Raw genomic sequence first — 25,909 nt, forward strand, 5'->3', positions numbered from 1 at the left:
CCCGGTCCAGACGCTATGGCTTGATTTTCAGGTAGTCGCCGGCATAGTGGACCAAGGGTGACAGACCCGGGTGCCAGAGAACCTCTGTGCCCATGCTGAGGACCCTTCCCACAACGATCAAGTGTGTGGCTTCTTCGTGGACGCTGGTGGATTCCAGCTCAAAATAGGCCAGCCCACCATCCATCACGGCACTGTCCGTCACTGGCCCGCGCCGAAAAGGTATTTGGCTCAGTAGACCCTCCACAGGTGTGCCAGGACTTGCCAACCAGTCAGCCGTCCGTCGTTGGTCTGCGCTCAAAAGCGTCAGAGCCCACTTACCGGCACCCACCACTGCCTGGGCGATCCTGGATTCCGCATAGAGGCTGACCAAGAGTGTCGGAGGGTCATAGGACACTGAAAGAAACGCGCTCACAGTGGCGGCGTAGTCCCGGCCCTTCCACACAGTAGTGACGATCCCCACGCCTGCGGCCTGCTCGGCACTGAACCTGCGGTATTCATCGATGTCGTCCTGAGTCGGTGCCTGTGGGGAAAGTACGTGTGCTTGGAGGGTTTCGCTGGATTCCATGCCTTCATCGTCGCACGTTCGTACGGTTGTCCACAGGACTATCCACATCTGGGCATAACTTACAGGCATGTAGTTCTAGTAGTTTCAAATTCGTCGTACATCCAGTTGTCCACAAAGATATACACACTGGGTATAAGTTACACACATGTAATTCCACAGCTGTGGATTACTTTGAGCCGGTAAATTTGTATCGCCCACGCCGGGAATCACCAAAAGTTGTCCACTACTGTGGATAACTTTGTGAACAACTAGCTGAAGTGCCACTTTCGAAGACCGCCTGTGGATAGTTCGAATAAGTTGTCAACGGGCGTGGATAAGTTCGACACAGCTTGTGGAAAGATACCCACACTGTGGACAACTTTGGGGATAACGTGTGAACAAAGGTCTTCCAGGGTCCTGTAGGATCCCAAGCTATTTGACACTTAACCCAATTTCGTGACACCTGCGTGTCACTTGCTCCAATTTGGTGACACCGGGCAGATACTTGTGCCATGGCCGGTATCGCGGGTCACGACGTTCAGATTCAGTACCTCTCTTTCGACAGAGGCACGGTCAGAGTGCGGCTCGATGACGTTGATGCAGATGCTGTCATTCATGTAGGATCCCAAGCTATTTGACACTTAACCCAATTTCGTGACACCTGCGTGTCACTTGCTCCAATTTGGTGACACCGGGCAGATACTTGTGCCATGGCCGGTATCGCGGGTCACGACGTTCAGATTCAGTACCTCTCTTTCGACAGAGGCACGGTCAGAGTGCGGCTCGATGACGTTGATGCAGATGCTGTCATTCACGGGCTTCCCGTTAGAAAACCTCCCACTTATAAGGGCCAGAGGAATTATCCTGGCTTGTTTTGGTCGGCAACGACTGGTTCCTTTTTGATCTACGAAAGCCTGCTTGAGCTCGACTATCTGTGGTTGGCAGACTTCGATACACAGGTTGACTGGATGGCCACGCAACCGTTCGAGCTATCAGGGCACTTTGGCGGTCGGGATCATCGTCATGTTCCTGACGTCATGCTCCGTTCGAAGCGTGGGCGAATTCGCATCATCGATGTGAAGCCACAATCTCGTCTGGAAGATCCTGAAACTGTGGCCGTTTTTGGCTGGACCGGGGATGTCTGTGCGAGGCGTGGTTGGGACTACGAAGTGTGGTCGGGAGCGTCGGAGACCGTGCTCAGGAACATCAAGCTTTTGGCCTGTGGGCGACTTTCGATGCAGCTTGATCGACGGACAGCGCAGCAGGTGATCGAAGCATGTCCGGATCGGCTGGCTTTTGGTGCGGTCGTCAAGGTGGCGTGCACGTCGCAGGTTGGCGAGCTGGACGTGCGGCCGGTCATTCTTCATCTGCTGTGGCGGGGCATACTCACCGTTGATATGGAATCACCCATTACCGACGGATCACTCCTGAGCTTCAACGAAGGAGCACTCAGTGAGCTCAACCTTTGATGTGACAGTGGGGGCCTTGGTCTGGCTTGATGGCTCAATGTGGTCCGTGCACGAGATCTCGAACGGGTCTGTTTTAGTCGCACAGGAGCATCGGATCAGGCGTGTCGCCACTTCGGTTTTAGCGAGAGCGCATGCAGAGATGAGCCCTGTGGATCTATGGGGTGCCATAGACTCCGTGCCGCTTTCTCTCTCTCGCCTGTCACCATCGAAGCTCAAGAAGCTCAAGCTGGTTGAAATCTACCTCTTAGAAATCATCGAGGATGCTAATGACTCCACGACTCAGAAGGAGCGTATTCGGATCGTTGCCGAGCGAGAAGGGATTAGCTTTCGAACGGTTACACGGAGGCTGGCTGATTACCGAGCTGCGGGGCTAGCTGGCCTGGTGGATAGCTCATCCACGCGGAAGTACATCTCAAGCATTGATCCTCGTTGGGATCAAGCCTGCCTGAAGGTACTTTCGGAGCTCGTCTATGAATCCACGCCGACAAAAAAGGCCGTGCTGAGGCGCACACAGAACCTGCTTGATGCTCAATATGGTCCAGGAATTGTCGATATTCCTAGTGATTCTGCTGCAAGCCGGCGCCTCGATGAGTTGGCGAAGGGGCGGCAGGCGTTTGGTCAGGGGAAGGCACGGCGGTCGATTGCTGAGCGGCCGCAGGGGATGTATGGGCGGTTGCGGGCGCAGTATCCGGGTGAGTATGTGTTGATGGATTCCACGCCGTTGGATGTTTTCGCGTTGGAGGAGGGTACTGGGCGGTGGGTTTCGGTTGAGCTGACGGTAGCGATTGATTTGTTCAGCCGGTGCATTGTGGGGTTGCGGTTGGCGCCGATTTCTACGGATGCTCGCGATATTGCCGATGTGTTGTACCAGGTGGTCGCCCCGCCGGAGGAGGATTCTGAGGGGTTCCCGTATCACGGGGTCCTACGCAATTTGGTCATTGGTACTGGGGAGGATCATGCCCCGTTGGGGGCTGTTCCGGGGACGATTGTTGTTGATCATGGCAAGGCTTATCTCTCTGATCATGTGCGGGGTGCTTGCTTGCGGATCGGGATCAATATTCAGCCGGCCACACCGCATAAGCCAACGGATAAGCCTGCCGTTGAGCGGTTCTTCAGAACCTTGCGGCAGTCGTTCTTGGAGCATTTGCCGGGATATAAGGGCCCGGATGTTCACTCTCGTGGCGACAACGTGGAGAACAAGGCCGTCTACTATGTGACCGAGTTGGAAAACATGATCCGCCAGTGGGTCACGACGGTCTATCACCGGAGTTCCCATGCTGGACTGTGTATCCCTGAGGTGCCAGGTATTTTGCTGTCCCCGGTGGAGATGTTTGAAGCTGGGTTGGCTAAGACGGGGCATTTACGGTTGCCAGCTTCGGAGGATCTGGTTTTCGATTTTCTGGCTGTTCATTGGCGCTCGATCCAGCACTACGGGGTCGAAATCAAAGGTCAGCGTTATGACGCGACAGTGCTGAACAAGTACAGGAACCTGAAATCGAAGGAACGTGGGGCCAATGCTGGGAAGTGGCCGTTCTTTTACGACACCCATGATGTGAGGTACGTGTATTTCAAGGATCCTGATGAGCATCGTTGGCACCGTCTGGACTGGGAGCACACACCCATGTTGGATGCCCCGTTTTCCCAGAAGGCAGCGGAGTATGCACGCGAGGTGGCCAGGCGGGAGAACCGGCATGTGAATCCGGAACAGGCAGTCTTTGAACTGTTAGAGAAGTGGCGATCGAAGGAGATCCTTTCTCGCAGTGAAACGAATCTTTCCAAACGGCTCTCAGCTAAGAAACACCAGGGATTGCAGAATAAGTCCAAACCAGATGTGGATCCGGCCCTTGCAGAGGCTACCGCCGTTGACGAGGGCGAGGTGAAGCCGGTTACCAGGGCGTCGCGGAAAGTTCGGGATGAGAAGGCTGAGGAGCGTAATAGCCGGGTCTTTGACGTTTTCGCTGAGTACTACGAAGACCAGCCTGACAGGGAGTTGGAGGTCTTTGAATGAGCCAGAACCAATGGATTCGGTGGTTGCAGCGTAATGGTCCCCACCCGTACCGGCTGGGCAGTAAATCGGGCTGGTTCGCTTTTGTTGATGCTGTGAAGCGTGATCCTTTGGAGCGGTTGGATCTGCCGGCGCTGAGGGCCTTGGATGAGGAAGCGTTGGAGGATTACAACGAGTGTCGGATGGTGTGGAATTCCAATATCCCTACGGTGCGAACCCAGCAGCTTGAACACGCGTTTTCGTTGATGAATCAGGTGATGGCCTCGAATCGGCGTGATGGAGACAGACTCAAGGGCGGCGTTGCGATTGATTCTCCGCCGGGTTTGGGTAAGACCACGATTGCTGCCAGCTATGGGAAGAGTTTTCATCGTGCGCAGATTCGCCGTTATGGGCCGCGGACCACGGACGGTAGCCAGCGGATCCCGGTGGTGTTTGTTTCCTTGACGGCTAATAGCACGTTGAAGGCGTTGAACTCTCGCATCGTTGAGTTCTACGGTCACCCGGCCCTGAATAAGGTGACGGCAACGAAATTGACGTCTCTGGCGGTGGAGATGGTGGTGCGCTGTGAAACGGCAGTGATCATTGTTGATGATCTTCACTTTGTGGATTTCAACCACCGTACTGGAACGGAGATCAGCAACCATCTGAAGTGGTTGGCTAACGAACTGCCGGTGACGTTCATTTATACCGGGGTGGGGTTGGCGGAGAAGAGCTTCTTCAGTGAGGGGCTCTATGGAGAGTCCGCCGCTCTGGCTCAGACTGCCCGCCGAACCACGGTGTGCCCGATCCAACCCTTCTCACTCACAACTGATACCGGCTCCCAAGCCTGGACAGCAATGCTGCAGCTTTTGGAGAGCAGCCTGAATCTCGGTGCACCACGGGCGGGGATGCTCGTTGATCAGGCCGACCTGATCTTTGAGCGGACGCAGGGCCATATTGCCTCGCTGGCCTCACTAGTGGAGAGGTGTGCACAGTTGGCCATCGCCACGGGTGAAGAGAGTATTTCGGAGAAAATTCTGGCCATGGCTGTCACCGACAGCGCGGCAAGTAATGCCTACGCAGCCTCTTGATGACGACCATTCCCTGACCATCGTGGATCAGTCCGTATCTGTGTCTGATCCGGTGGGTGATTCCTTGTGGCCGCTGCAGCCCACAACCGTTCCGGGGGAAACTTTGCCGAGCTGGTTACGGGCCATGGCAAGGGTCTACCGGATCGACACCAAAACCATGGTCCACCTGTTGGGACTACCCATCAGGCGCCAAAACTATCGAACAATGCATAATGCAGCCCAACACTTCGCTCAGAATGTTGCAAATACCAGTGGATGCCGGATCGAGGAGTTTGAGCGGATGGCGGCCGGATGGCAACTGCCAGCACTGCAACGGTTTACCGCAGAAACCACAGCAACAATAGTCGCCGCCGTGAATGGCAGCTCATATTGTCCGCTGTGTTTGAAGGACAACGGCGGCCGGTGGGTGACTGACTGGCTCAACCCGCTCTACACGTACTGTCCCGAGCACGCTGTTCGTTTGGAGAAGCTGTGTCCGAACTGCCAATCCCGGCCGTTTCATGGCATTGACTGGCTGTGGGACAACAGAGATGGCTGGCAATGCTGCAAAACCAACGTAGCCACCCCTTATGGTGACGTTGTGAAGACCCGAGTGTGTGGCTTTGATCTTCGCCAGGCAGAACCCAGCGGGGACACGACGGCGGAGCGGCTCTTCGCCCAAGATCACTTGAAATGGGTCCTTGATTCAGTCCTGGTCGGCCACCAGGAAATTCCCATGTGCGGAACCCTCCTGAAACCTCGTGAGGCCTGCACACTGTTTCTGGGGCTGATTGCTCACGGCAAGGGGATCAAGACCAGTAAGTCTGGATATCAGGCAACTCCACGCACGCCCGAAGCAGTGGCGGAGGCATCCCGAATCCTGTGCGCGGATACTCAGCGTGAAGCCCAACTGGAATTGGCCGCTCTTGGCAGAAAGGCAAGCATTAGCCTGACTGTTCCCACCCTTGCGGGCAACTGGCTTCAGCTGAACACCGACACAATCAGTCCGGCCAAGACAGTCCCTGGACAGGCCGCTCGTGACGTCGAACGGAGTCCGTGGGAAGTGTGGGACCAAGAAGCGATGCTTCCACGTATCCATTTCCATGAACGGAACCTTCCCGCCGAGATCTGGCCCAGCGCCTTGGAAGGCATCCACAGCAAACATCTCTATACGACCAAGATCGCGATCTCAGTGGCATTGGTCCGAGCCATCCATCAGACAGATTGGTCCAGAGCGGCCAGCCGCTTGGGACTCCAATACAAAGACCACAGCAAGATCACCAGAAACGTCAGAAAGAACGATCTAGTTGGTGAAGTAAACCGCCAGGTCTACCGGATCAAGCCATTCCTCGAAGCACTCAACGACGACGAGCTCTTGATTGACTACGGCCGGCGCCGCAAGGAACTCCTCAACCCAGAACCACTGATGAAAACCCTCACCAAATATTGGCATGACAACGTTGGAACCAGCGCTGACCTTCCTGCTCTAACCTGCAGGTTCTGGGCTTTGTACACGGGCGGCGATATACGGTTCGTTCCCGCACTCTACAGCCGCATAGCCATGAGTCAGACGGAGACCGCGATGTGGATGAGCGACCAAGACTATCGACGAACCGTCCAGTACCACTTCAACCTCCTCGCCAAGGAAATCCTCCACAACCGCGGGATCAATGAACCCGTCATCTGGCGCCCACAAATCCGCAATGGCGATCATGCGGAATGACCTTCAGTCGGTACATTGACGGCAGGAGCGTTTATCTTGAACTATCCGCAATTATCAAGAATTCGAGATAAAGAAGGGGGCACCGCTGTCTCCATGTGGGTATCTGTCAACGTTGTCCCGTATGAGGAACGTTCACTGGGACGGGCCGGTCATAATTCGAAGGTTTGGTCGTTGCAGTTGATATTCATAGGGTGACTGCGCAGTGCATGGCGAACTCGACCACGGTGATTTGTTCCTAGCATTCGTGGCTGTTTGATTGCTTTCCTGCGGACCGTAAAGGCCGTTGCGCCGGGGTGGGTTGCCTCGCCGTGACCGCCCCGGTCATCAAACGCCACGAGTCATGATTCCCGTCGGGTTATGCTGTGCATGCATCCGAGATTTGGAAGATGCCTGTTGCGGCTTACGCCGATACTTGGGGGTTCGTATGGAATTGGATTGGGTCGACAAGTCACAGAAGTCCGGACGGCAGGCGATTCCTGTTGCACTTGCCGTGTTGGTAGGGTTCTGTGGGATCGGATTACCGCTCACAGATGCAATGTACGTGCCCGCCTTCATAGCCGCAATTGTTTTCGCCGTCGCGACTCCATTGACTTTGCTGGTGGCGGCGCCCAGAGGACTGTTTAAAAAGAACAGGGCATTTCGTTGGCTGTCCATTGTCTGCGCATTCTTTGCGGCATGTGTTTTTGTGACAAGTGGATTTTTGATGTCATACGGGAGCCCTGCGGGGGCAACTGCTGATATTGGTGGCTTTGGGATGTGGTTGCTGTCGACGATAGCTCTAGTGACAATCACCAGTTGTGCGGTCAGAGTTTGGCGAGTGGAGTATGCGCAAGTACCGACAACGTTGCGTAGCATTCAGCGGCAGGAGCGGCGGGAACGTCGGGCAAAACACAGCTAGATACTCAGGTGGTGCCAACCAGCTTCGGCATGGCTTTGGCCAGCCTATGAATCCGTCCGGAAGCGGAACGCTCTATGGGACGCCGGCGCGTTTGAGTCGTTCCGGTGCCTGACAGGTGAGCGCATCCAGTGCGACCGGTGGGGATTGGAAGAGACTTTCACCGCGGGCGTTATGCAGTGCAGGCCACAGGCTCGCGGCCCAGGCAACCTCTCGCTCTTCCTGGGTAAACTGCCTACTACGCGCCTGCTGGTAAGAGTCAATGAATTTCTCCGAGCTTTCGATGGTTGCCAGCGTGGGGATGGCGGTGCTGGCGAAGGCGCCGGATGCTGCACCGACAATAGCCGCTTCCGGGAGGGCGACGAGGCTGTCCCAGTCGTGGACCGCCCATGGGAGCTCCTCGTGCCAGCGAAGATTTTGACTCTCCCAGTCACCGTGCCCCACAACTAGGGGTAAAACTCCTTGTGCAAGTCGTTGCGATACGGAACGGGCAATAGCTTGCACGTGTTCAGGTACGAGGTCTTGGTCCATGCCTTCTACTATTGGATTTGGTGGCCACAGGCCGCCCGTTGGAGGATTCCAGTGCATCCACGGCGGCGGTGCGCCAAGCCCGGTTGGGGACTGCGATTCAAGAATCTCCATCAGGCCCGCCAAGAGTTTGGCAGACCGGGCGGCAAAGGAAACCTCTCCACCGGAGTGCATTTCACCGCCAGGCAGCCATGTCTCAGCACTGACCACTAAACCCGGTTCGAGGAACTCGGCTCCGGTCAATGGCCGGGCGCACGGGAAACCAGCATCCGCTGCAACGCTCTGAATTTGAAGGCATCGACTGATCCTGTCGGCGGAATCAGACCGGACTTTGACGGCAACAGTGCCTTGCTCGTCGGAGTCGTAACGGAACTGATGAGACATTTGACCGCCAGCTTCGGCATGCAACGATGTGAGGGAACCGTGGCCAAGCACGCGAAAACACCACGCCTCAACTTCAACGGACATTGATCTCGACACCACCGCTCGGTTCTACAAACAGGGACCCTGCGGCTAGTTCCACCATTGGCCATGACTCACTGGTGCGGCAGCATCCACCGTGCCGCATGCGGACCCCCCTTCACCGGACACTATAAGCGTTTGCCCATGCCCATGCCCGGGCCGCAGATTGGTGAATAGTCGAAACCTTGGCAGGTCCCAAAGTTCTTGCTATTGCTGGGCCGATCGCAGGGTGCCATCGTCCTGGTACAGCCAACGAGGTGTGTCGTCACTGATCACGTAAGAAGTGCCATCATTCAGCGGCGGCTGAAACTCTCCCATATCGTTCACCACGAGTGTCCGTCCAGATCGGACAATTGATGAGCCGGTCGCGAACATCAACTGACCAGAGTCCGCTACGTGGGGGAGGCCATCAATCCGACCTGTGACATCGAGGGTGCCGAAGACCTCCGCAGGGCCATTGAGCCGACCAGAAAGATGAACATGTGCGCCGCCTTCAACCGTTAGGCGTCCGTTCATTTGTCCAGAAAGATGTAGGTGTGCACCCGAACGGACAACACCGCCTCCGTTGGCTTGTCCACTGAAGTGCAGGTCATCGGTCACATCGAGAAGGGCGCTGAGCTGCCGTGTGTCATTCATACGTAGAGCATACGTGGCGCCAGGAGAATCCCCTTCTGATAGCCGTGCAGCCCTGTTTCTCTATCGGAATCACCGTGTTCACCTGTCCCGTAAGCCGGTCCTCCACCGGAGCGTGTGCAGACGACTCCGGAAATCTTCGAAACAACGTGGTTCCGCAGGTGTCACATTCGCGTATACCCCGCCCGACTTAATGCCCGGTGAGCACCCCTTATACGGGACAGTGTTTTGAGCGTCTCTGGTCGGCCGTAGGAAAGTGTCACGAAATTGAGAATTTCTGTGATCTGGGCCCAGGCGTCGTCGCAGGTCAGCGCGTTTCGCTGGTGACAGCCAGCTCGGGATCCTACACTGTTGTAGGTTCTCACGCCGACTGTCAGTGTTCTCAGATTCGTGTCACCAATCATTGGGTTGATTGTGAGCGTTAGTAAGATTGAGAATCCCCGGCGAGCCAAGCTCTGTGCGTCCCGTAGAGGGAAAGATGTTTGGGATACCTGAGCGTCGAGTTGGGCTGCGGTGCAGATTGCGCGTGCCTTACTTCATTTCTTCAACTCGCGCAGGAACTCGCGGAGGTCGTCGATGAGAAGTGAGGGTTCTTCGAGGGCGGCGAAGTGACCGCCGCGGTCTTCGATGTCCTTCCAGCGGACAATCGTGTTTGTTTGGCTCGATTGTGATCGAATGCCGACGTCGTGGGCGAATTGGATCGCCGCGGTGGGCACTCCGGAGTTTGTTGGTGTGGCGCCCCAAGAGCTTTGGGCGTAGCCGACGTAGGCGGATGAGCCTCCGCTGGAGGTGAACCAGTACAGGGACGCGTTCGCCAGGATCCAGTCACGTCCGAGGATCTGATCGGGCAGGGTCTCGAATGGCAGGGTCCAGGCATGGAACTTGTCCAGCATCCATGCCAACTGAGCAGCCGGTGAATCGGACAGGGCGACGCCGACGAGGCCGGGCCGGGTGGACTGGATGGCAATGTAGCCGTATTCCTCCTTAATGAACTTGCCGATGCGCGCCAGCCTGTCTTGGTCGAGCGGGCTCATTGCGGCGCGGGCGTCCTCGCCCATGTCGTCTGGGAAGCTGAGCGCTCCGTTGACCTGCACGCCGATCACGTGCTCGGGTGCGACGCGGGCAACTTCAGGGGAGATGGTGGCCCCAAGGTCGCCGCCCTGGACCGCGAAGCGATGGTAGCCGAGGCGGTCCATCAGTTCGACCCATGTCGCAGCGATGCGTGCCGTGTTCCAGCCAGCGCTGGACAGCGGGGTGGAGAACCCGAATCCCGGCAGTGAAGGGATGACCAGGTGCATGGCATCTGCCCTGTCGCCGCCGTGGGATTCCGGGTCGGTGAGCGGGCCGATGAGGTGAAGGAAGTCGAGGAACGAGCCGGGCCAGCCATGCGTGAGGAGCACCGGGGTCGCTTCCGGTACCGCAGAGCGAACGTGCGCAAAGTGGATTTGTTGGCCGTCGATGATTGTCGTGAACTGGGGGATCGTGTTCAGGCGCGCTTCGAAGGCACACCAATCGAAATCCTCCGCCCAGGCGGTGACGAGCCCGTGGAGGTATGCACTGGGGACGCCCGTGTCCCAATCATCGCCAGGCAGCGGCGCCGGAAATCGGGTAGATCGGAGTCGGGCGGCTAGATCCTCGAGCTCTGCTTGCGGGATGGCGATGAGGAAAGGAGTGATGGTGGTCTCGTCTGTAGTGGTCATGAGAACACTCTTACAGGCATAGCTGACAGCTTTTGTCCTCTTTCTGCGCGATGATGGATATATGTGGGATACCGCCGGACGACTGCTGAGACTGCTGGCGCTCCTACAACGACGATGCGACTGGAACGCCAATCAACTTGCTGAAGAGCTTGAAGTGACGCCACGCACTGTGCGGCGGGACATCGGCCGACTGCGCGATCTCGGCTACCCCGTCGCGGCCGTATTGGGTGCCGGCGGGGGTTATCAACTCGAGGTAGGGGCGACATTACCGCCCCTCATGTTCGACACCGACGAGGCCGTCGCCGTATTGGTCTCCCTCCGGGATACGGTGTCCCACTCGGACGCCGCAACGATCGAAGGCGCCCTAAGCGCATTCGACAAACTCCACAGAGTCATGCCTCCCCGATTACATCCCGTCGTTGACGCGTTCCTGGACCACACCAGCAGTCTGGACTTGGGGACAGGGATCGAAGCAACAACGAATCCGGTCAACATCACAACGCTCGTGCTCCTCGCGCGCGCCTGCCGCGAACGCCGAAAAATCGCATGTACCTACCGGCGCTACTCCGGCGAGACGGGAAACCGGCAGCTCGAACCGCTACATCTAGTGCACTCGATGAGCCACTGGTACCTCATCGCCTACAGTATCGAGGCGGACGGATGGCGCACCTTCCGCGTTGACCGGCTCAGCGGAGCAGAGATCACGAACAAACCCAGCTATCCGCGGGACCCTCCGGCTGCCAACCTGCACGAATATGTGACAGCTCAACTAGCAAAAGGCTGGCGGCAGGTCACCGGGACCGTTCGGGTACACGCCCCCAGCGACATCGTCGCCCCGTGGATCAAACCAACATGGGGGACGGTCGCCAAGGAAACTCCTGAAACGTGCATTGTGAACGCCGGCGCCGAAAGCTATACGGCAATGGCCAGATGGCTGCTGCTTATCGGCGCCCGCCTCACTGTTCTGGAACCAGCTGAACTCCGCGCCGCATTCACTGATCTCGCAGAAGACATCGCCCACATCGCCGCTGACGACCCAGCCTGGGAACGCGTCACATGACGAACGCTGATCGGACGCACATCGCGTCCCCGCTGTTGACCTCTTCTACACTTCGGTGAACGCCAAGACGTAACGCAGACACTCTCCTGGATGCAGTGTCAGGATTAAGTCTTGGTCGAAAACGTGGAGGGGTTCGTAACCGACGACTCTTGCTTTTTCACTGTCAACAATTTCAGGCTCGGAGGAAAGGGTCTGACCGATTTTTTGGATGATACTTGTCCCAATTTCGTGTCACCAGCCCGGTGTGTTCATCGACTCGGGCACGCGCTCCGTGATTGCTGCGATCTGATTGTGGCGATGGCATGATGGATCGATGAATCCTGTATCAGATGAACACTTGGACTCCGTATTGATAGGTGGTCGCGAGGAGCGCCCAATCGTCATCATGGAATACGACGCTGACTGGCCTTCTCGATTTGATGCCCTTGCATTGACCCTCAAGGTAGCCATTGCGGATGTCGCCCTGTCGGTCGAGCACATTGGATCGACGTCGGTCCCAGGTTTGGCAGCCAAGCCGATTATCGATATTTTGGTGACGGTTGAAGACGTTGCGAATGAAGATTCCTACTTAGGCAAGCTTGAAGCTGCGGGTTTCGTGCTCCGTGTTCGGGAAGCCGGCCACCGCATGATGAGAACCCCGCAGAAAGATGTTCACGTTCACGTGTTCTCTGCTGGTTCCCCTGAAATTTCCAACTATCTGGACATACGTGATTGGCTTCGCGTGGACGACAAGGACCGCTCCCTCTACGCAATGACGAAGAGGAATCTTGCGCAGCAAAGGTGGGCGGACATGAACTACTACGCGGAAGCGAAGACGGCTGTCATCTCGGAGATTCTCGCCCGCGCCCGCTTGTGGCGCGAAGGTAGGAAAGTGACAGGAAATTGAGAATTTTTTCGAAGATCTGAAGTTCAGCATCATTGAAGGTCAGCACGGGTTGCCGATGACATGTACGGCGCCCCGGTCCCCTTGCCGCATCCGAGACGGGGCAACGCTTGGGGACGCAGAGTGTTTGAAACCTTGGTGGCGCACATCCGAAGCGCGGCCCCAGAGACTCTTTACATCATTCTGATGGCCGATCCTCCGTGCAGACGATTGCCTGAGCAGGCCAGATTCGCCCCATTCCATCCTTCACGCAGCATGGAATTGGCCTAGATGGGATCCTGATAGGGCACAGGAGCCTCGTAGACGAGCCGACGGGTTCAATCACCACTTGCTGGCGTCAGGCTGGAAACGCTGGATCGAGAGAGAAACGCAGAGATCTGAATTGAACCTGGAAAACAATCCGGAAGGGCCCGATGAATATGAGGCCAGGGACGTCCCGAAATTGTTTGCAACTGCGCCACAGGAGCTTGGCTCATCAAGTGAACGGTGACAATTCATCGTCTGGCTGGCCGGCAGGGATCCTTCAAGTGCGGAATCCACATTGAGTCCTTGGCGAATCGGACCCTCCACTGCGGATGGGAGGACAATGACGGCCAAAGCTAGGAACGCGCAGTGCCCTGTTCTAGCACTGCGGACCGGGCTAGACTAAAAAGGACACCCAACACAGGTATCGGCCGCCACACGGGCAGCTGGAAACACGGTATGGAAAGTGGGACCGAACGATGTCCGGACAACATGCAAGCGACCAACCAGCCGACAAAAAAGGCAGCAAGCCCAGCGCCAGTGAACAACCAGAGGACCGCGGACGGTATGTCGAGGGGTCCTATGGAAAGGCGGGCGTTGAACCTGGTCACGTGGCGGGTTCCGAAGAGGGCAGCTACGTCGAGGGCGACTACGGAGACGCAGGAACTGAGGATGCAAAGTCAGACGGTGCCGCGGGACGGATGGTGGAGGCTGATTACGGCACTGCCGGCGAAGTCCCGGGACATGCTGAAAACGACCCGAAAGGTGAGTACATCACCGGGGACTACGGGGATGCCGAGAGCGCGCATCCAGAAAGTTAGAGCGAAGGAGCCCTTAGCTGCGCCACCGGGTGGTCATCATGAAACCGGACAGGGCAATGCCAAAACCAATACCAATATTCCAGTTTTTGATATCAGGGATGGGGAATTTGCCGTCCGAAATATAGTAGGTGATGATCCAAAAAAGGCCCAGCAGCATCAAGGTAACCATGACAGGCAGGAACCATGGTGCGTTGGGTTTCTGCGCCTTCGAAGACGGTGTCATCGCCGGGCCCTTGGTGGGACGGCGGCGCGATTTTGACTCAGGCACGTAGAGCTCCTTGGCTTCTCGAACGGCGCAATGGCTGTTGATGGTGCGGAAAGACAGCAATTCACAACCGGTGATACTGCCGGGTGAATTATTCCAGCGTAGTGAACTGCCGGTATTGTTGAGTGTAATTCTAGCTGTAAATAGAACAGCCGTGGATTGCACGGACTCCCCCGACGCACTGAAGGAGAATCTCTCGCGTGGTCAGATCGCACGAGCACGTTGATTCGGCAGTGGGTGTAGATGATTTGATCTCCGGAAACAGTGCTGTCAGGACGCGAATGGCCGGACGACGGCGCCGCGAAAAGGCCCAACGCCCCAAACAGGGTTTGTGGCGGACCTTGATACAAGTCATTGGTGAACTGCTGATTACCTGTGGCGTTATTTTGCTGCTTTTTGTGGTGTGGGAACTGTGGTGGACCAACATCGATGCCAACAATGCCCAGCAGCGGGCCGTCTCACAATTCGCCCAGGACTTTCAGGGCCCCCTGATCCCCCAGCCACCGGGCACGCCGGCGGACTTTGGCTCCCCGGTGGTTATGGACGCGCCAACCGCAGACGGAACTGTCTTCGGTGTGGTTTACATTCCTCGCTTTGGATCGAGCTACAGCCGCCCCCTCGTTGAAGGCACTACACAGGCACAGCTGGACACCCTCGGTCTTGGCCGTTACGGGGCGACGTCCATGCCAGGGGCCGTGGGCAACTTTGCCGTTGCCGGGCACAGGCAAACCCACGGGGCCGTACTGGACTCGATCCACACCTTGGTTCCGGGGGACAAGATTTATGTCCAAACCAAAGACGGCTACTACACCTACGTGTTCCGCAACAACCAGATTGTGATGCCCAGCCAGGGGAACGTGCTGTTGCCGGTCCCCACGCAAAAGGGCGCTGAGCCCGTAGAACGGTTCATGACCATGACAAGCTGCAATCCACGATTTGGCGCCGAGGAACGCATAATCGCCTACTCGGTGATGGACTCCTGGCAGCCGGCCAGTGCCGGTCCACCCGCGGCCATTGCCGCCCAAGTTGCCGCAAACGCGAAAGGCTAATCATGTACGGATGGGTATTCCGCCACCTTCCTGGACCATTGTGGTTCCGCATTCTCACCTCTCTGCTGTTCCTGACCGCAGCCGTCATAGTCCTTATGCAGTTTGTTTTCCCCTGGCTCTCACAATTTAACCCGCTCACTGATTCCACGATTGGTGGTAGTTCCTAATCATGAACACACGCATTTTGGTGATTGATAATTACGACAGTTTTGTCTACACCTTGGTGGGCTACCTTCAGCAACTAGGCGCCCAGACCACAGTTGTCAGGAACGACGACGTGACCTTGGCTGAAGCTGTGGAGCTTGCCGACGCGCGGGACGGTGTGTTGATTTCTCCCGGGCCGGGTACCCCCGCCGAAGCCGGAATCTGCATCGACCTGATCAAGTGGTGCGGTGCGAATGCTAAACCCATGTTCGGTGTATGTCTGGGCCACCAGGCCCTCGCTGAAGCCTACGGTGGGGTGGTGACCCATGCGGAGCAGCTCATGCATGGAAAGACCAGCGAAGTTTTCCACCAAGGCAGCAATGTCTTCTCAGGGCTGTCCAGTCCCGTCACAGCCACCCGCTACCACTCGCTGGCCGCGGTGCGAGAAACCATTCCCGAGACGTTGGAAATTACAGCTGAAACGGCCGACGGCGTCATCATGGGCTTGGCGCACAAGACCGCACCATTGTGCGGAGTCCAGTTCCACCCAGAGTCGGTCCTGACCCACGGTGGATACCAGATGGTGGGCAATTGGTTGGAATCGGTGGGGTTGGCGGGAGCCTGTGCGCAAGGAGCCAGACTGAGTCCCCTCATTAGCAGCTGAGACTTGGTACAACACAAAGGAACCACCCCCTTTGGGGGTGGTTCCTTTGAGCTGGTTTCAGCCCTTTGGTGCTGGCGATTTGCTGGGAGCCTTTGAAGTGGGTGTTGGTGTGGGCGTTGGTTCAGGTGGTGGCGGTTCGGGCGCCTTCGCCAACGTGACGGTGATAGTGGTTCTTTGCGGTACTGATGTGCCCGCCGGCTCCGACTGCCCCGTCACCATGCCAGGTGCCACTGCGGAGTTTACGGATTCCACGAAGACCACCTGGAGGAACGGCGATGCATTCTTGAGCGCGTCCTGCACCGCCTGCCGGACTTGCGAAGGATCCGTCGTCAAGTCAAAGAGGGACGGGACGGGAACTTGTCCGGTCGAGATTTTCAAGGTGACCTCGGTTCCCACAGCAACGCTCTGTCCAGGCGGTGGATCGGTGGTGACGACGAGCCCAGATTGAATCTGTGGGTCATCGACTCGCAGATTCGGCTTGAACTTCAAGTCCAGGGCGCTCAGCATAGACCTGACCTCAGACTCGGTCCGACCGGGAAGATCGGCAGGGATCGTCACTTCGGATGAGCCCTTGGAAACCACCACTGCAACCGCGGAGTGTTCGTTGACAAGTGTAAGTGCCGCGGGATCGGTGCGGATTACATTCCCCGAGGGCACTGTGTTTGAGAATTCAGTGCTCAGGACGGGATCAAGCCCCAGGTCCTCGAGTTTGGTCACGGCAGCAGCTTGACTCAGGCCCGCCAGCGAAGGAATGCTGTGCTGTATTGGTGGTGCGGGCTTGGCGTTGACAAGGTTGTAAGCGATGATGCCGCCACCGGCCAGTATGATCGCCAGGAAGATAAAAAGCGTTGTTATCCAGGCCTGACGCCGGCGTTTGACAGCAAGCCCGGGTTCCTTAGAAACCTCCGGGTCAAGGTCGCCGTCGTGGTCGGTTGTCAACGCTCCCCCGGCGAGAACTTTCGCCATGGCACGGGTGGAGGGCCCGTCGTCGTACAGTTCGTGAACAGGGACCTTGGCGACAGACACGGCCGCGGCGGGCACCGTGGCCAAGAGATCCGTTGCGAGCGAAACAGCAGGTGCCGCCAGGGTCACCCCGGTCCGGGCCGCCCGCAAGGCACGGCGGAAGGAAGCGGCATCCTGGAAACGGTCCTGGCGGGTCTTTTGCAAGGCGCGCAGCAGAACGCTGTCCAGCGCAGGAGAAATCATGGGATTGAACGTGCTGGGTGCTGGCGGCACCTCGCGTACGTGCTGGTAGGCCACAGAAACGGGAGACTCTCCCGTGAAGGGCGGCCGGCCGGCCAACATTTCATAGAACAAGCATGCGGCCGAGTACAGGTCGCTGCGGGCGTCAACGGTTTCCCCGCGTGCCTGCTCAGGCGAGAGGTACTGGGCGGTACCCATCACTGTCTGGGTCTGCGTCATGGTGGCCGCGGAATCTGAAATGGTGCGGGCTATGCCAAAGTCCATGACCTTGACGGCCCCCAGATGGCCGTCAGAGTCCTCCGTAACCATAACATTGGCAGGCTTGATGTCCCGGTGCACAATGCCGGAGCGGTGACTGTACTCAAGCGCTGAGAGCACACCTAAGGTGAAATCGATGGCCTGGTCAATGCTGATGGCATTGGCCCTGACGAGATCGCGCAGTGTTTTGCCCCGCACGTATTCCATCACGATGTACGGCAACGTGGAGCCATCTTGCAACGGATCACCTGTGGAGTGCTCGCCGGTGTCGTACACCGCAACGATGGAGGGGTGATTGAGGCCGGCAACCGCTTGGGCCTCCCGCTTGAAGCGGGCTTGAAGCTGTGAATCCCGTGCGACGTCGCCGCGCAGGACCTTGATGGCTACAATTCGGCCCAAGAGGGTATCCGTGGCCTGATAGACGTCGGCCATGCCGCCGCGGCCCAACAATCCACCTACCTCATACCGTCCATTGAGGACGCGCGGAACACTCATGTGAGTCGGTGTCCTTTCATTCTGGTGCGAAGTTGAGTTGATGCTGGGCTGGGGCGGGGTGGAAAGAAACTACGGTGCCTTGGGAGCTGGCCCGGTGGAAACGTAGTAGCTTACGACTGATCCCTTCGGGGCCTGTGTGCCGGCAGTGGGGTTGGTACGAATGACCACTCCCTTCTCGACGGACTCGGAAGTTTCATCCACCCGGGCAGGGATGAAACCGGCGGCGACCAGGGCAGCGTCATAGGTATTGCCCTGCTGGCCTGCTGATGATGGCACAGTCGCCACGGCAGGCGGCGTTGTGGGCTGGGGACCCTTTGAAACGGTGACCGTTACAGGAGTCCCCACGGGAACCGTCCCAACGGGACTGACCTCGATGACCCTACCCTCCGCGACTGTGGGGCTGTATGCATCGACACGCGATACCAACAATCCGTTGTCGCTGAGCAACCCCTCGACGAAGGCATAGGTTTGTCCGTTGACCTGGTTGGGGTTGATCGTGAAGGTGGAAGGTGCCGATGACGTCGTCGGAGTTTGTGACTGGGTGGGCGTCTGCGACGGCGTGGTTTCCGTGGGTGTGGAACTTTGCGACGTTGTGACCGACTTGGTGACGGACGGGGCTGGCTTGGAATCAAAGACGCCCCAGCTTTGCAGCAACAGCGCACCCAGAGCAAAGACCAACAGGGCAATCAGGGCGACGAGAGGCCACGTCCATGGGCTGCGGCCTCGCTTGGCGGGTTCGTCAGGAGGGCCCTCCACTATGTCTTCATCGAGGTCATCCTCCTGTCCCCAGGCCCGCTCGGCGCTGAGGGCCTCGGCGCGTGTGCGTGACTCGGCAGAATACCCGCCCACGACTGCATCACTCACGGTAGGCAGTGCGGTGGTGTTTGGCTCGGATATATTGCCCACCACCGACGTGGGGGCGGTGGCGTTGATATCCACGGGAGCCGTGATGGGACCCGTGCTCGATTCAAACAACAGCATGCCCGGAACTGCGACGTGGGCGGTCTTGATATCGCCTGCACGGATTGCTTCCGCAGCTTCGGCAAGCTTCAGGGCATTCGCAGGCCGGTTGGCCGGGTCCTTGGCCAGCATCGACATCAACAAAGCACGCACAGGTGTGGGCAAGGTGTCAGGCAGCGGCGGCGGAGCATCATTGACCTGGGCCAGTGCAATGGCAATCTGTGACTCCCCGGAGAACGGCCGGTGGCCGGTGATGCACTCATAACCAATAACACCCAAGGCATATATGTCCGAGGAGCCGGTGGCGAGCTGGCCAGTGGCCTGCTCGGGTGCAAGGTACTGGGCCGTACCCATCACCTGGCCGGTCTGGGTTAGGGGCACTTGGTCAGCCAGGCGCGCAATGCCAAAGTCGGTGATTTTGACCCTGCCCTCGGGCGTGATCAGCAAGTTGCCGGGCTTGACGTCCCGGTGTACCAAGCCCTGGGCGTGTGCGACTGACAGGGCCCGTGCCGTCTGCGCGATCATGGACAGCGTCCAGTCGGCGGAGAGGACGTGCTCTCGCTCAATCAGGGTCGACAGCGGCTCGCCTGGAACGAGTTCCATCACCAGATAGGCGGAACCGTCCTCCTCACCATAGTCAAAGACGTTGGCGATGCCCACGTGGTTCAGTAGTGCCGTGTGCTTGGCCTCGGCACGGAAGCGTGCCCGGAAACCGGGATCGCCCGTGTATTCGTCCTTGAGAATCTTGATGGCTACGATACGGCCCAGGACCAGGTCCTGTGCCTTCCATACTTCACCCATGCCGCCGATCGCGATGCGTGAGGTGAGTTGGTATCTGCCGCCTAAGGTGATTCCTGAAGTAGGCCTCACTTGTTCAACACCGCCTTGAAGAGTTTGCTTGCGTTGGGACTTGTCAATTGTGCTCCGGTGGCCACATCGACCTTGGGCATAACGATCGACACCACCACCTGGGGGTCATTCGCGGGTGCGAATCCAGTAAACCATGAGTTATTCAAACCATCTCCAAGCTCTGCGGTTCCCGTTTTGCCGGCAACTTTTACACCGGGGATGCCCGCCTGTGAGGCGATGCCGTTGTCCACAACGCTGACCATCCAATCCTTTATTTGGGCGGCGATCTCCGGTGTGGTGGATTGCCGCAATTCTTCGGGGACCAAACTGGATACCGTTTTCAGATCTGGTGTCCGCACAGTCTGCACCATGTTGGGCTGCATTTGCTTGCCACCATTGGCAATGGCGGCCGTCATCATCGCGATCTGCAACGGTGAGGACAGAACGTTGAGCTGGCCAATGGCGCTTTGAGCCAAGGCGTCGTCGCTTAGCGGTCCCTTGCCTCCCGGGAATCGGCTGGTTACAACCTTGTCAGGGATTTTCGTGGAGTTGTCATTGAATCCGAACTTTTCCGCCTGCGCAGTAATGGCATCCTGCCCCAGATCCAGCGCGATACTGGCAAATGGTGTGTTACATGAGTTTTCCAGCGCAAACGTGAAGGTGGCTTCGGTCTGGGTGTAGCACTTGCCGTAGGCGTAATTCGGCAGAGCATAGCTGATGCCGGGGAAGGACATTTTGGCCGGATTGGGCAGCACGCTGTCCTTGTTGTACTTGCCGGATTCCAGGGCTGCTGCCGTGTCAATGAGCTTGAAGACCGATCCTGGCGCGTAGAGCTTCGTATAGGCCGAGGAACCGTAGAGATTGATGCCAGGAATCTGGCTCAATTCAGCTTGGGCCGCCCTTACCGAGCCTTCGTCATGGCTGGCCAACAAGTTGGTGTCGTAGGAGGGCTTGGAAACCATGGCAATAATGGCCCCAGTTTTCGGGTTCATGACCACGATCGAGCCAGCAACGCCGTCCGGGATCATGTCGTAGGCCATCTTCTGGATGTCCTTGTCAATGGTCAGTTCCACGGAGTAACCCTGGGGGACGGCACCGGTGAATGCCTGTGAAATCCGTTCAAAAAATGCGTCATTTGAGGTTCCGGCCAGTTCATCCTTCATGGCGAACTCAAGGCCGTACTGGCCCGCATACTTGCTGAAGAAACCAGTCAGCCCGGCATACAACAGAGGATCGTTGTATTTTCGTTGGTACTTGCAGTCCGTGTCCGTGGGTACTGATTCAGCAATTGGCTGCCCGTCAACCAGGATGGGACCGCGGTTGCTGCAAAATGTTTTCAGCAGCTGCCGCTGATTGTTGGGGTTCGCGTTGAGTGAATCTGCAGCGAAGAACTGCACGTACGAAATTGAGCCAAAAAGGAGTGCAAACAACGCGATGGCAACTATCCAGGAATTACGGATGGCCTGATTCATAGTGTGGGCACCTCCTTTTGCTGTTCATTCATGGAATTCGGAGAGAGATCCAAGGGCCGCCGGGCAGCGTCCGAGATTCGCAGGATCAGTGCCACAATGATCCAGTTGGCAAGCAAGGACGAGCCGCCGGCGGCGAGGAAGGGTGTGGTGAGGCCGGTGAGCGGAATGAGGCGGGTGACGCCCCCGATGATCACGAAGCACTGGAGTGCAAAGGAAAAGGCTAGTCCCACGGCTAAAAGCTTGCCGAAGGCATCACGCGTGCCAAGCGCTGCGCGGAATCCGCGGGCTACCAGCAGCGCGTAGAGGCAGAGCACAGCGAACAAGCCCACCAGGCCCAGTTCCTCGCCGATAGCTGCAATGATCATGTCGCTATTGGCGAGCGGCACTATCTCAGGGGAGCCCTGCCCGAACCCGGTGCCGAGCAATCCCCCGTTGGCCATGCCAAAGAGACCCTGAACCACTTGGAAGCTGTCGCCCCCAATGTATTCGGGATTGAAAGCGTAGAGCCATCCGTCGATGCGTCGGTTTACGTGCGGAAAGATCTGGTACGCCGCAAAGCCACCCACGACCATCAGGGCCAGCCCGATGAGGATCCAGCTGATACGGCTGGTGGCCACATAGATCATGACCATGAACAGGCCAAAGAACAGCACTGACGAGCCAAGATCGCGCTGAAAGACCAGAACGCCCACACTTGCCAGCCAGGCAACGATCATGGGGGCAAGATCGCGGGTTCGTGGAAGCTGCAACGGCCCAATCTTCTTGCCGGCCAGCAAGATTAGATCCCGATTAGATGAAAGATAACCCGCGAAGAATATAGCAAGAGTGATCTTGGCGATTTCGCCGGGCTGGAAGGTAAACGGTCCCAACCTAATCCAGACTGTGGCTCCGTTGACGTCGCCTGCGGAGATGCCAGGAATCAAGGGGAGCAGGAGTAGGATCACCGAGGCCAGCAAGGAGATGTAGGTGTAGCGGCGCAGGATTCGATGGTCCTTGAGAATCCAAATCACGGCGATCGCGGCTGCCACGGCCAGTGTTGTCCACAGCCACTGGCGGGGTCCAGCCGAGTCGCCCTTGGTGATGTCCAGGCGATGGATGACCGCGAGCCCGATTCCGTTCAAGGCAACCACAACGGGTAATATGACCGGATCGGCATATTTTGCTCGAAAGCGCAATGTGATGTGAACGGCCAATGACAAGACCGTCAGTACTGTCGACTGTGTGTAAAAGTCGTTGTCAAAGGTGCGTCCGAGGTTCAAGTTGACCAGCGCATTGGCCATGATGCCCACAGCCAGGGCCAGAAGCAAAAGGAGTAGCTCAGTATTGCGGCGCGGTTTGGCAACTGTTGCGAGCTGGCTCATCGGCCACCTCCGGGTGTGCATGTTGGTGTGGCCGACGGAGCATTCGTTGTCGGCGGCGGCGAAGCGGTGGCAGCCACAGCAGGGCTGGGTGGAACCGCGGATTCGGATGGGGGAGCCGAGGAGGTACCCGAAGGTGCAGTCGCCGAGTCGCTGGGCTCACATGGTGGCATGCTGGAACCGGTGCCAAGCTGCAGGTCGCTGATAATTTGCTCGGCACCACTCAATGATGATGTTGGCATTGTCTGTTTCACCAACTGTTGTGAATAGTTCGGCAACGATGAAACGGTGACACCGGTTTCGCGCTGCAAGGAGGAGAGGGAGATGGGACCAAGGTTCTGGGAGACTCCCTTAAAAATAGCAACGTTGCCATTGGATACGCCAACATAGTACTGCGTCTGGGTCCAGGCGTACGCGACCCAGCCAGCGGCAACTATGGAGATGACAACTAGGGCGCCCACAATGGCCACCACCAACGGACGGAAGCGTACTCGCGGAAGAGACACCTCGTTTTCCTCGAGGACCGCTGCCGCGTCGGCCGGTTTGTGCGTCAGGAGCTGGGCTGCGCGCACGGTGGATGCGGCGCGGGCAAGCTGCGGGATCTTTCCTTCCTCGTTCGCCGTCAGTGCTGCGCCCACCAGTTCATGAGGGCGTAATGACAGTTCGTGGCGGACCGCGGCTGCCCGTATGTGTGCGTCCAACTCGCCCGGGGCATCATCCTCCGTCTGCGGGCGAGAGCCTTCCACAATCATTCGGTCGGCGCCCTGGCCGTCGGATGGCTCTGTGACGGAGGGTTTCGTGCCTGTGTCTGCATCTGTGCTGGTGTCGGTGACCGGAACGACGTCGGCAGCAGGCACCTTCTGCGACGGCGCCCGACCCGCGTCGACAGTCTCCTTGTGCCCTTCTTGGTTCCGGGAGGAAAGAAGGGAGAGCTCCTGATCGTCCGGTTCCAAATCATCAGCGCGTGTACTATCTCCGGAGTGAATTTGGGTAGAAACCGTTTCCAGTGCTGCGGTGGATGTGTCATCTGGGGTGGATTCGACGACGTCAAAAACCACCACCGTGACATTGTCAGGTGATCCGGCGGCAAGCGTCAGCTCAATGAGTGTGTCCGCCGCTGTTGCCAGGTTCTTGGTGTGCCGAACGACTTCTTCGATCATCTCGTGGCGGACAAAATTTAGTCCGTCCGAGCACAGTAGCCAGCGTTCACCTATCTCGGTGTCAAAATACGTCAAATCCAGTTCAGGGGAAGCGTCGACGTCGCCCAGGACGCGCATGAGTACGTTTTTGTGAGGGTGGACCTCGGCCTCTGCCTCGGTCATCCGACCCTCATCAATCATCCGCTGCACGAACGTGTGGTCGGTGCTCATCTGGGCGAAGACGCCGTCCTTGAGACGATAAGCGCGCGAATCACCGATGTGCGCATAGGCTAGCCGATCCCCGGATAGCAACAGGGCTGTCACGGTGGTACCCATGCCCGCCAGCTTGGGATCTACATGAACCAGCTCGGACAAAAGTGAGTTGGCGCTCTGGATTTCATCGGCCAGGTGGGTGCCGGCGTCGTCCTTGTATCCGTCATGGTCAAGGTGGATCAGATCAAGCACCGTTGATGCGCTAGCCACATCTCCACCGGCATGACCGCCCATGCCGTCGGCAACAACTGCCAGATACTGGCCAACGTAGGCAGAATCGTCATTCTTTGCTCGGACGAGGCCGACATTTGATCTCGCTGCGTAGCGGAGAATCAAGGGGTGTTCGGGCATACTTAGGCCCTCAATTCGATAACCGTTTTACCGATCCGAACCGGAACACCAAGTTCCACGGGCAATGCACGAGTTAGTTGGGTGCCGCCAAGATATGTGCCGTTCGTGGAACCGAGGTCTTCGATGAACCAGCGGGTTCCTTGTGGAAACAAACGCGCGTGACGTCCTGAAGCATAGTCGTCCTCAAGCACCAGGGTGGCCTCCTGTGCCCTGCCCAGCAAAATGGGGGTTCCCGTAAGTTCTAATGTGGTGCCGCTGAGGGGGCCCTCGGTGACAACGAGTTGGCGGGCCGCCGCTTTGGCGGGGGGAGCCGCCTGAACAAGTTCCGGATGTTTGCGGGCTTGGCGCGCGGTGGGGGCGCCAACTTTGGCTTTCTGGCCAATTACGAGGTCACGGCGCATGGCGGCAACAACGCTGAACACCATGACCCATATCAGGATCAGGAAGCCGAAGCGCAAAATAGTGACGGTCAGGCTGAGATCGTTCATGGGCGGGACCCGTTTCTTGCCGGCAAAATGCGGAAAGTGATTTGAGTGCGGCCCATGGTGATGGTGGAGCCATCAGTGAGTGAGGCACTGCCGTTGACACGGTGTCCGTCGACATAGCTGCCGTTGGTGGAGCCAAGGTCGACGGCGGTACTCACGCCTTCCCTTGTTCGGATCTCGAGATGCTTGCGGGAGACTCCCGTGTCATCGATGAGGATGTCCGCCTCTGAGGAACGGCCCAAGATGATGGAGCTGGAGTTCAGGGAATACCGCTGCCCATCGATATCCAGGACTGGTTGCCCGTCTACGGGGCTGGAGGCTGGAGGCTGGCGTTTGTAAACAGGGGCTGGTGGCTGTCCGGGCGCACGGCCGGGGGCGGCGGGCGGCCTGACGGGGCTATGGGAGGGCTGCTGCGTTCCGGCGTTGAGCCGGGCGGCAGAGTTTTCCTTCTCGGTGGCGGAGGCGATCTCAAATTGGCCCGCACGGAGTTCGCCCTGGTGGTTGAAGGCCACACGGACAGGGCCCTGAAGCACATACCCTTGGCTGCGCGCATGGTTAATGACCACATCGCACAGTTCCTCGGCAAGAGTGACGCCCCATGAGCGGGCGCGTTCAAAGTCTGAGTCGCCAAGTTGAATATTGAAAACGTTGGGCGCCAAGGTGCGTCCGGCATCCAATGTCATCGCCTTGTCATCGAGCTCGCGTCGCAGCGCACTGGCCATCTCAACCGGCTGCAAAGACTTGGACCCGCGGGAGAAGGCGCCACGAACTGCCTTTTCAATGCCCTTTTCAACGTTGTCAAACAATCCCATAAGTTCTCCTCTCACTGGCTTCTGCTCTCTGCACTGGCCGCTGTGCATGCGCGCCGCAATGCTCACTAAACGTGGTGCCCGCACCCTTAGTCGCTGACCTATAACAAGCTAGGGGCT

The 25,909-nt window shown here is 57.9% G+C and carries 22 protein-coding genes; 10 read left to right on the plus strand and 12 right to left on the minus strand.

The genetic code is table 11. The features are described 5' to 3' along the window. Nucleotides 1-13: 13 nt before the first annotated feature. On the minus strand, nucleotides 14-565 hold the full coding sequence (locus tag AOC05_RS15540) for a flavin reductase family protein (protein WP_062008127.1): 552 nt from the start codon (nucleotides 563-565) through the stop codon (nucleotides 14-16). 689 nt (nucleotides 566-1,254) lie between these two features. On the opposite strand from AOC05_RS15540, the gene AOC05_RS15545 reads away from it, so the two are divergent. The 5 genes from AOC05_RS15545 to AOC05_RS19550 all read left to right on the plus strand — a co-directional run bounded on the left by AOC05_RS15545 (nucleotide 1,255) and on the right by AOC05_RS19550 (nucleotide 7,688). Beyond that, nucleotides 1,255-2,013 (plus strand): TnsA-like heteromeric transposase endonuclease subunit, encoded by a 759-nt coding sequence (locus AOC05_RS15545; protein WP_062008129.1) that lies wholly within the window; start codon nucleotides 1,255-1,257, stop codon nucleotides 2,011-2,013. Next, nucleotides 1,997-4,021, plus strand: a complete 2,025-nt coding sequence (locus AOC05_RS15550) for a helix-turn-helix domain-containing protein (RefSeq protein WP_231687129.1) — start codon at nucleotides 1,997-1,999, stop codon at nucleotides 4,019-4,021. The genes AOC05_RS15545 and AOC05_RS15550 overlap by 17 nt, the downstream gene beginning before the upstream one ends. Next, complete coding sequence (locus tag AOC05_RS15555; protein WP_062008134.1) at nucleotides 4,018-5,088, plus strand: TniB family NTP-binding protein; 1,071 nt, start codon at nucleotides 4,018-4,020, stop codon at nucleotides 5,086-5,088. Before AOC05_RS15550 ends, AOC05_RS15555 begins: the two co-directional genes overlap by 4 nt. Before the next feature lie 40 nt (nucleotides 5,089-5,128). Then, on the plus strand, nucleotides 5,129-6,790 hold the full coding sequence (locus tag AOC05_RS15560; RefSeq protein ID WP_197277841.1) for a TniQ family protein: 1,662 nt from the start codon (nucleotides 5,129-5,131) through the stop codon (nucleotides 6,788-6,790). Nucleotides 6,791-7,214: 424 nt separating this feature from the next. Next, nucleotides 7,215-7,688, plus strand: a complete 474-nt coding sequence (locus AOC05_RS19550; RefSeq protein ID WP_157375008.1) for a hypothetical protein — start codon at nucleotides 7,215-7,217, stop codon at nucleotides 7,686-7,688. Between the two features lie 72 nt (nucleotides 7,689-7,760). Here the strand turns inward: AOC05_RS19550 and AOC05_RS19100 are convergent, their stop codons facing one another. From AOC05_RS19100 to AOC05_RS15570, 3 genes are all read right to left on the minus strand, one after another. After that, the gene (locus tag AOC05_RS19100) at nucleotides 7,761-8,597 is read right to left on the minus strand and encodes a phosphotransferase (RefSeq protein WP_082358024.1); all 837 of its coding nucleotides are present in this window, start codon (nucleotides 8,595-8,597) and stop codon (nucleotides 7,761-7,763) included. Nucleotides 8,598-8,882: 285 nt separating this feature from the next. Continuing rightward, the gene (locus AOC05_RS19555) at nucleotides 8,883-9,311 is read right to left on the minus strand and encodes a hypothetical protein (protein WP_157375009.1); all 429 of its coding nucleotides are present in this window, start codon (nucleotides 9,309-9,311) and stop codon (nucleotides 8,883-8,885) included. Between the two features lie 533 nt (nucleotides 9,312-9,844). Then, entirely contained in the window at nucleotides 9,845-11,008 is a 1,164-nt protein-coding gene (locus AOC05_RS15570; RefSeq protein WP_062008139.1) for an epoxide hydrolase family protein, read from the minus strand. A gap of 61 nt (nucleotides 11,009-11,069) precedes the next feature. On the opposite strand from AOC05_RS15570, the gene AOC05_RS15575 reads away from it, so the two are divergent. The 3 genes from AOC05_RS15575 (at nucleotide 11,070) to AOC05_RS19855 (ending at nucleotide 14,015) form a co-directional block, all read left to right on the plus strand. Beyond that, nucleotides 11,070-12,068, plus strand: a complete 999-nt coding sequence (locus tag AOC05_RS15575) for a helix-turn-helix transcriptional regulator (RefSeq protein WP_062008142.1) — start codon at nucleotides 11,070-11,072, stop codon at nucleotides 12,066-12,068. 313 nt (nucleotides 12,069-12,381) lie between these two features. After that, a complete protein-coding gene (locus AOC05_RS15580) occupies nucleotides 12,382-12,954 on the plus strand; it encodes a GrpB family protein (protein ID WP_062008144.1) in 573 nt (190 codons plus the stop codon). A gap of 719 nt (nucleotides 12,955-13,673) precedes the next feature. After that, a complete protein-coding gene (locus AOC05_RS19855; protein ID WP_062008146.1) occupies nucleotides 13,674-14,015 on the plus strand; it encodes a hypothetical protein in 342 nt (113 codons plus the stop codon). 13 nt (nucleotides 14,016-14,028) lie between these two features. Here the strand turns inward: AOC05_RS19855 and AOC05_RS15590 are convergent, their stop codons facing one another. Further along, nucleotides 14,029-14,283: a cell division protein CrgA gene (locus AOC05_RS15590; protein ID WP_062009896.1), complete on the minus strand. Its 255-nt coding sequence runs from the start codon at nucleotides 14,281-14,283 to the stop codon at nucleotides 14,029-14,031. Between the two features lie 278 nt (nucleotides 14,284-14,561). Here AOC05_RS15590 and AOC05_RS15595 point away from each other — a divergent pair, with 278 nt between their 5' ends. Further along, nucleotides 14,562-15,329 (plus strand): class E sortase, encoded by a 768-nt coding sequence (locus tag AOC05_RS15595; protein ID WP_062009898.1) that lies wholly within the window; start codon nucleotides 14,562-14,564, stop codon nucleotides 15,327-15,329. A gap of 166 nt (nucleotides 15,330-15,495) precedes the next feature. Continuing rightward, on the plus strand, nucleotides 15,496-16,137 hold the full coding sequence (locus tag AOC05_RS15600) for an anthranilate synthase component II (RefSeq protein ID WP_154604701.1): 642 nt from the start codon (nucleotides 15,496-15,498) through the stop codon (nucleotides 16,135-16,137). 57 nt (nucleotides 16,138-16,194) lie between these two features. On the opposite strand, the gene pknB is transcribed toward AOC05_RS15600, so the two are convergent. The 7 genes from pknB to AOC05_RS15635 form a co-directional block, all read right to left on the minus strand. After that, nucleotides 16,195-18,093, minus strand: coding sequence for a Stk1 family PASTA domain-containing Ser/Thr kinase (pknB, locus tag AOC05_RS15605; protein WP_062008150.1), 1,899 nt, complete (start codon nucleotides 18,091-18,093; stop codon nucleotides 16,195-16,197). A gap of 69 nt (nucleotides 18,094-18,162) precedes the next feature. Beyond that, complete coding sequence (locus AOC05_RS15610) at nucleotides 18,163-19,923, minus strand: protein kinase domain-containing protein (RefSeq protein WP_062008152.1); 1,761 nt, start codon at nucleotides 19,921-19,923, stop codon at nucleotides 18,163-18,165. Further along, a complete protein-coding gene (locus AOC05_RS15615; protein WP_062008154.1) occupies nucleotides 19,920-21,374 on the minus strand; it encodes a peptidoglycan D,D-transpeptidase FtsI family protein in 1,455 nt (484 codons plus the stop codon). Before AOC05_RS15615 ends, AOC05_RS15610 begins: the two co-directional genes overlap by 4 nt. After that, complete coding sequence (locus AOC05_RS15620; protein WP_062008156.1) at nucleotides 21,371-22,735, minus strand: FtsW/RodA/SpoVE family cell cycle protein; 1,365 nt, start codon at nucleotides 22,733-22,735, stop codon at nucleotides 21,371-21,373. The genes AOC05_RS15615 and AOC05_RS15620 overlap by 4 nt, the downstream gene beginning before the upstream one ends. Further along, nucleotides 22,732-24,495: a PP2C family protein-serine/threonine phosphatase gene (locus AOC05_RS15625; protein ID WP_062008158.1), complete on the minus strand. Its 1,764-nt coding sequence runs from the start codon at nucleotides 24,493-24,495 to the stop codon at nucleotides 22,732-22,734. The genes AOC05_RS15620 and AOC05_RS15625 overlap by 4 nt, the downstream gene beginning before the upstream one ends. A 2-nt stretch (nucleotides 24,496-24,497) precedes the next feature. Further along, nucleotides 24,498-24,983 carry an FHA domain-containing protein FhaB/FipA gene (locus AOC05_RS15630; RefSeq protein ID WP_062008160.1) on the minus strand — a complete coding sequence of 162 codons (486 nt, stop codon included), beginning with the start codon at nucleotides 24,981-24,983 and terminating at the stop codon, nucleotides 24,498-24,500. Further along, nucleotides 24,980-25,792 carry an FhaA domain-containing protein gene (locus AOC05_RS15635; protein WP_062008162.1) on the minus strand — a complete coding sequence of 271 codons (813 nt, stop codon included), beginning with the start codon at nucleotides 25,790-25,792 and terminating at the stop codon, nucleotides 24,980-24,982. Before AOC05_RS15635 ends, AOC05_RS15630 begins: the two co-directional genes overlap by 4 nt. Nucleotides 25,793-25,909: the final 117 nt, after the last annotated feature.

It is taken from the genome of Arthrobacter alpinus (assembly GCF_001294625.1).
Taxonomy (GTDB): Bacteria; Actinomycetota; Actinomycetes; order Actinomycetales; family Micrococcaceae; genus Specibacter; species Specibacter alpinus_A.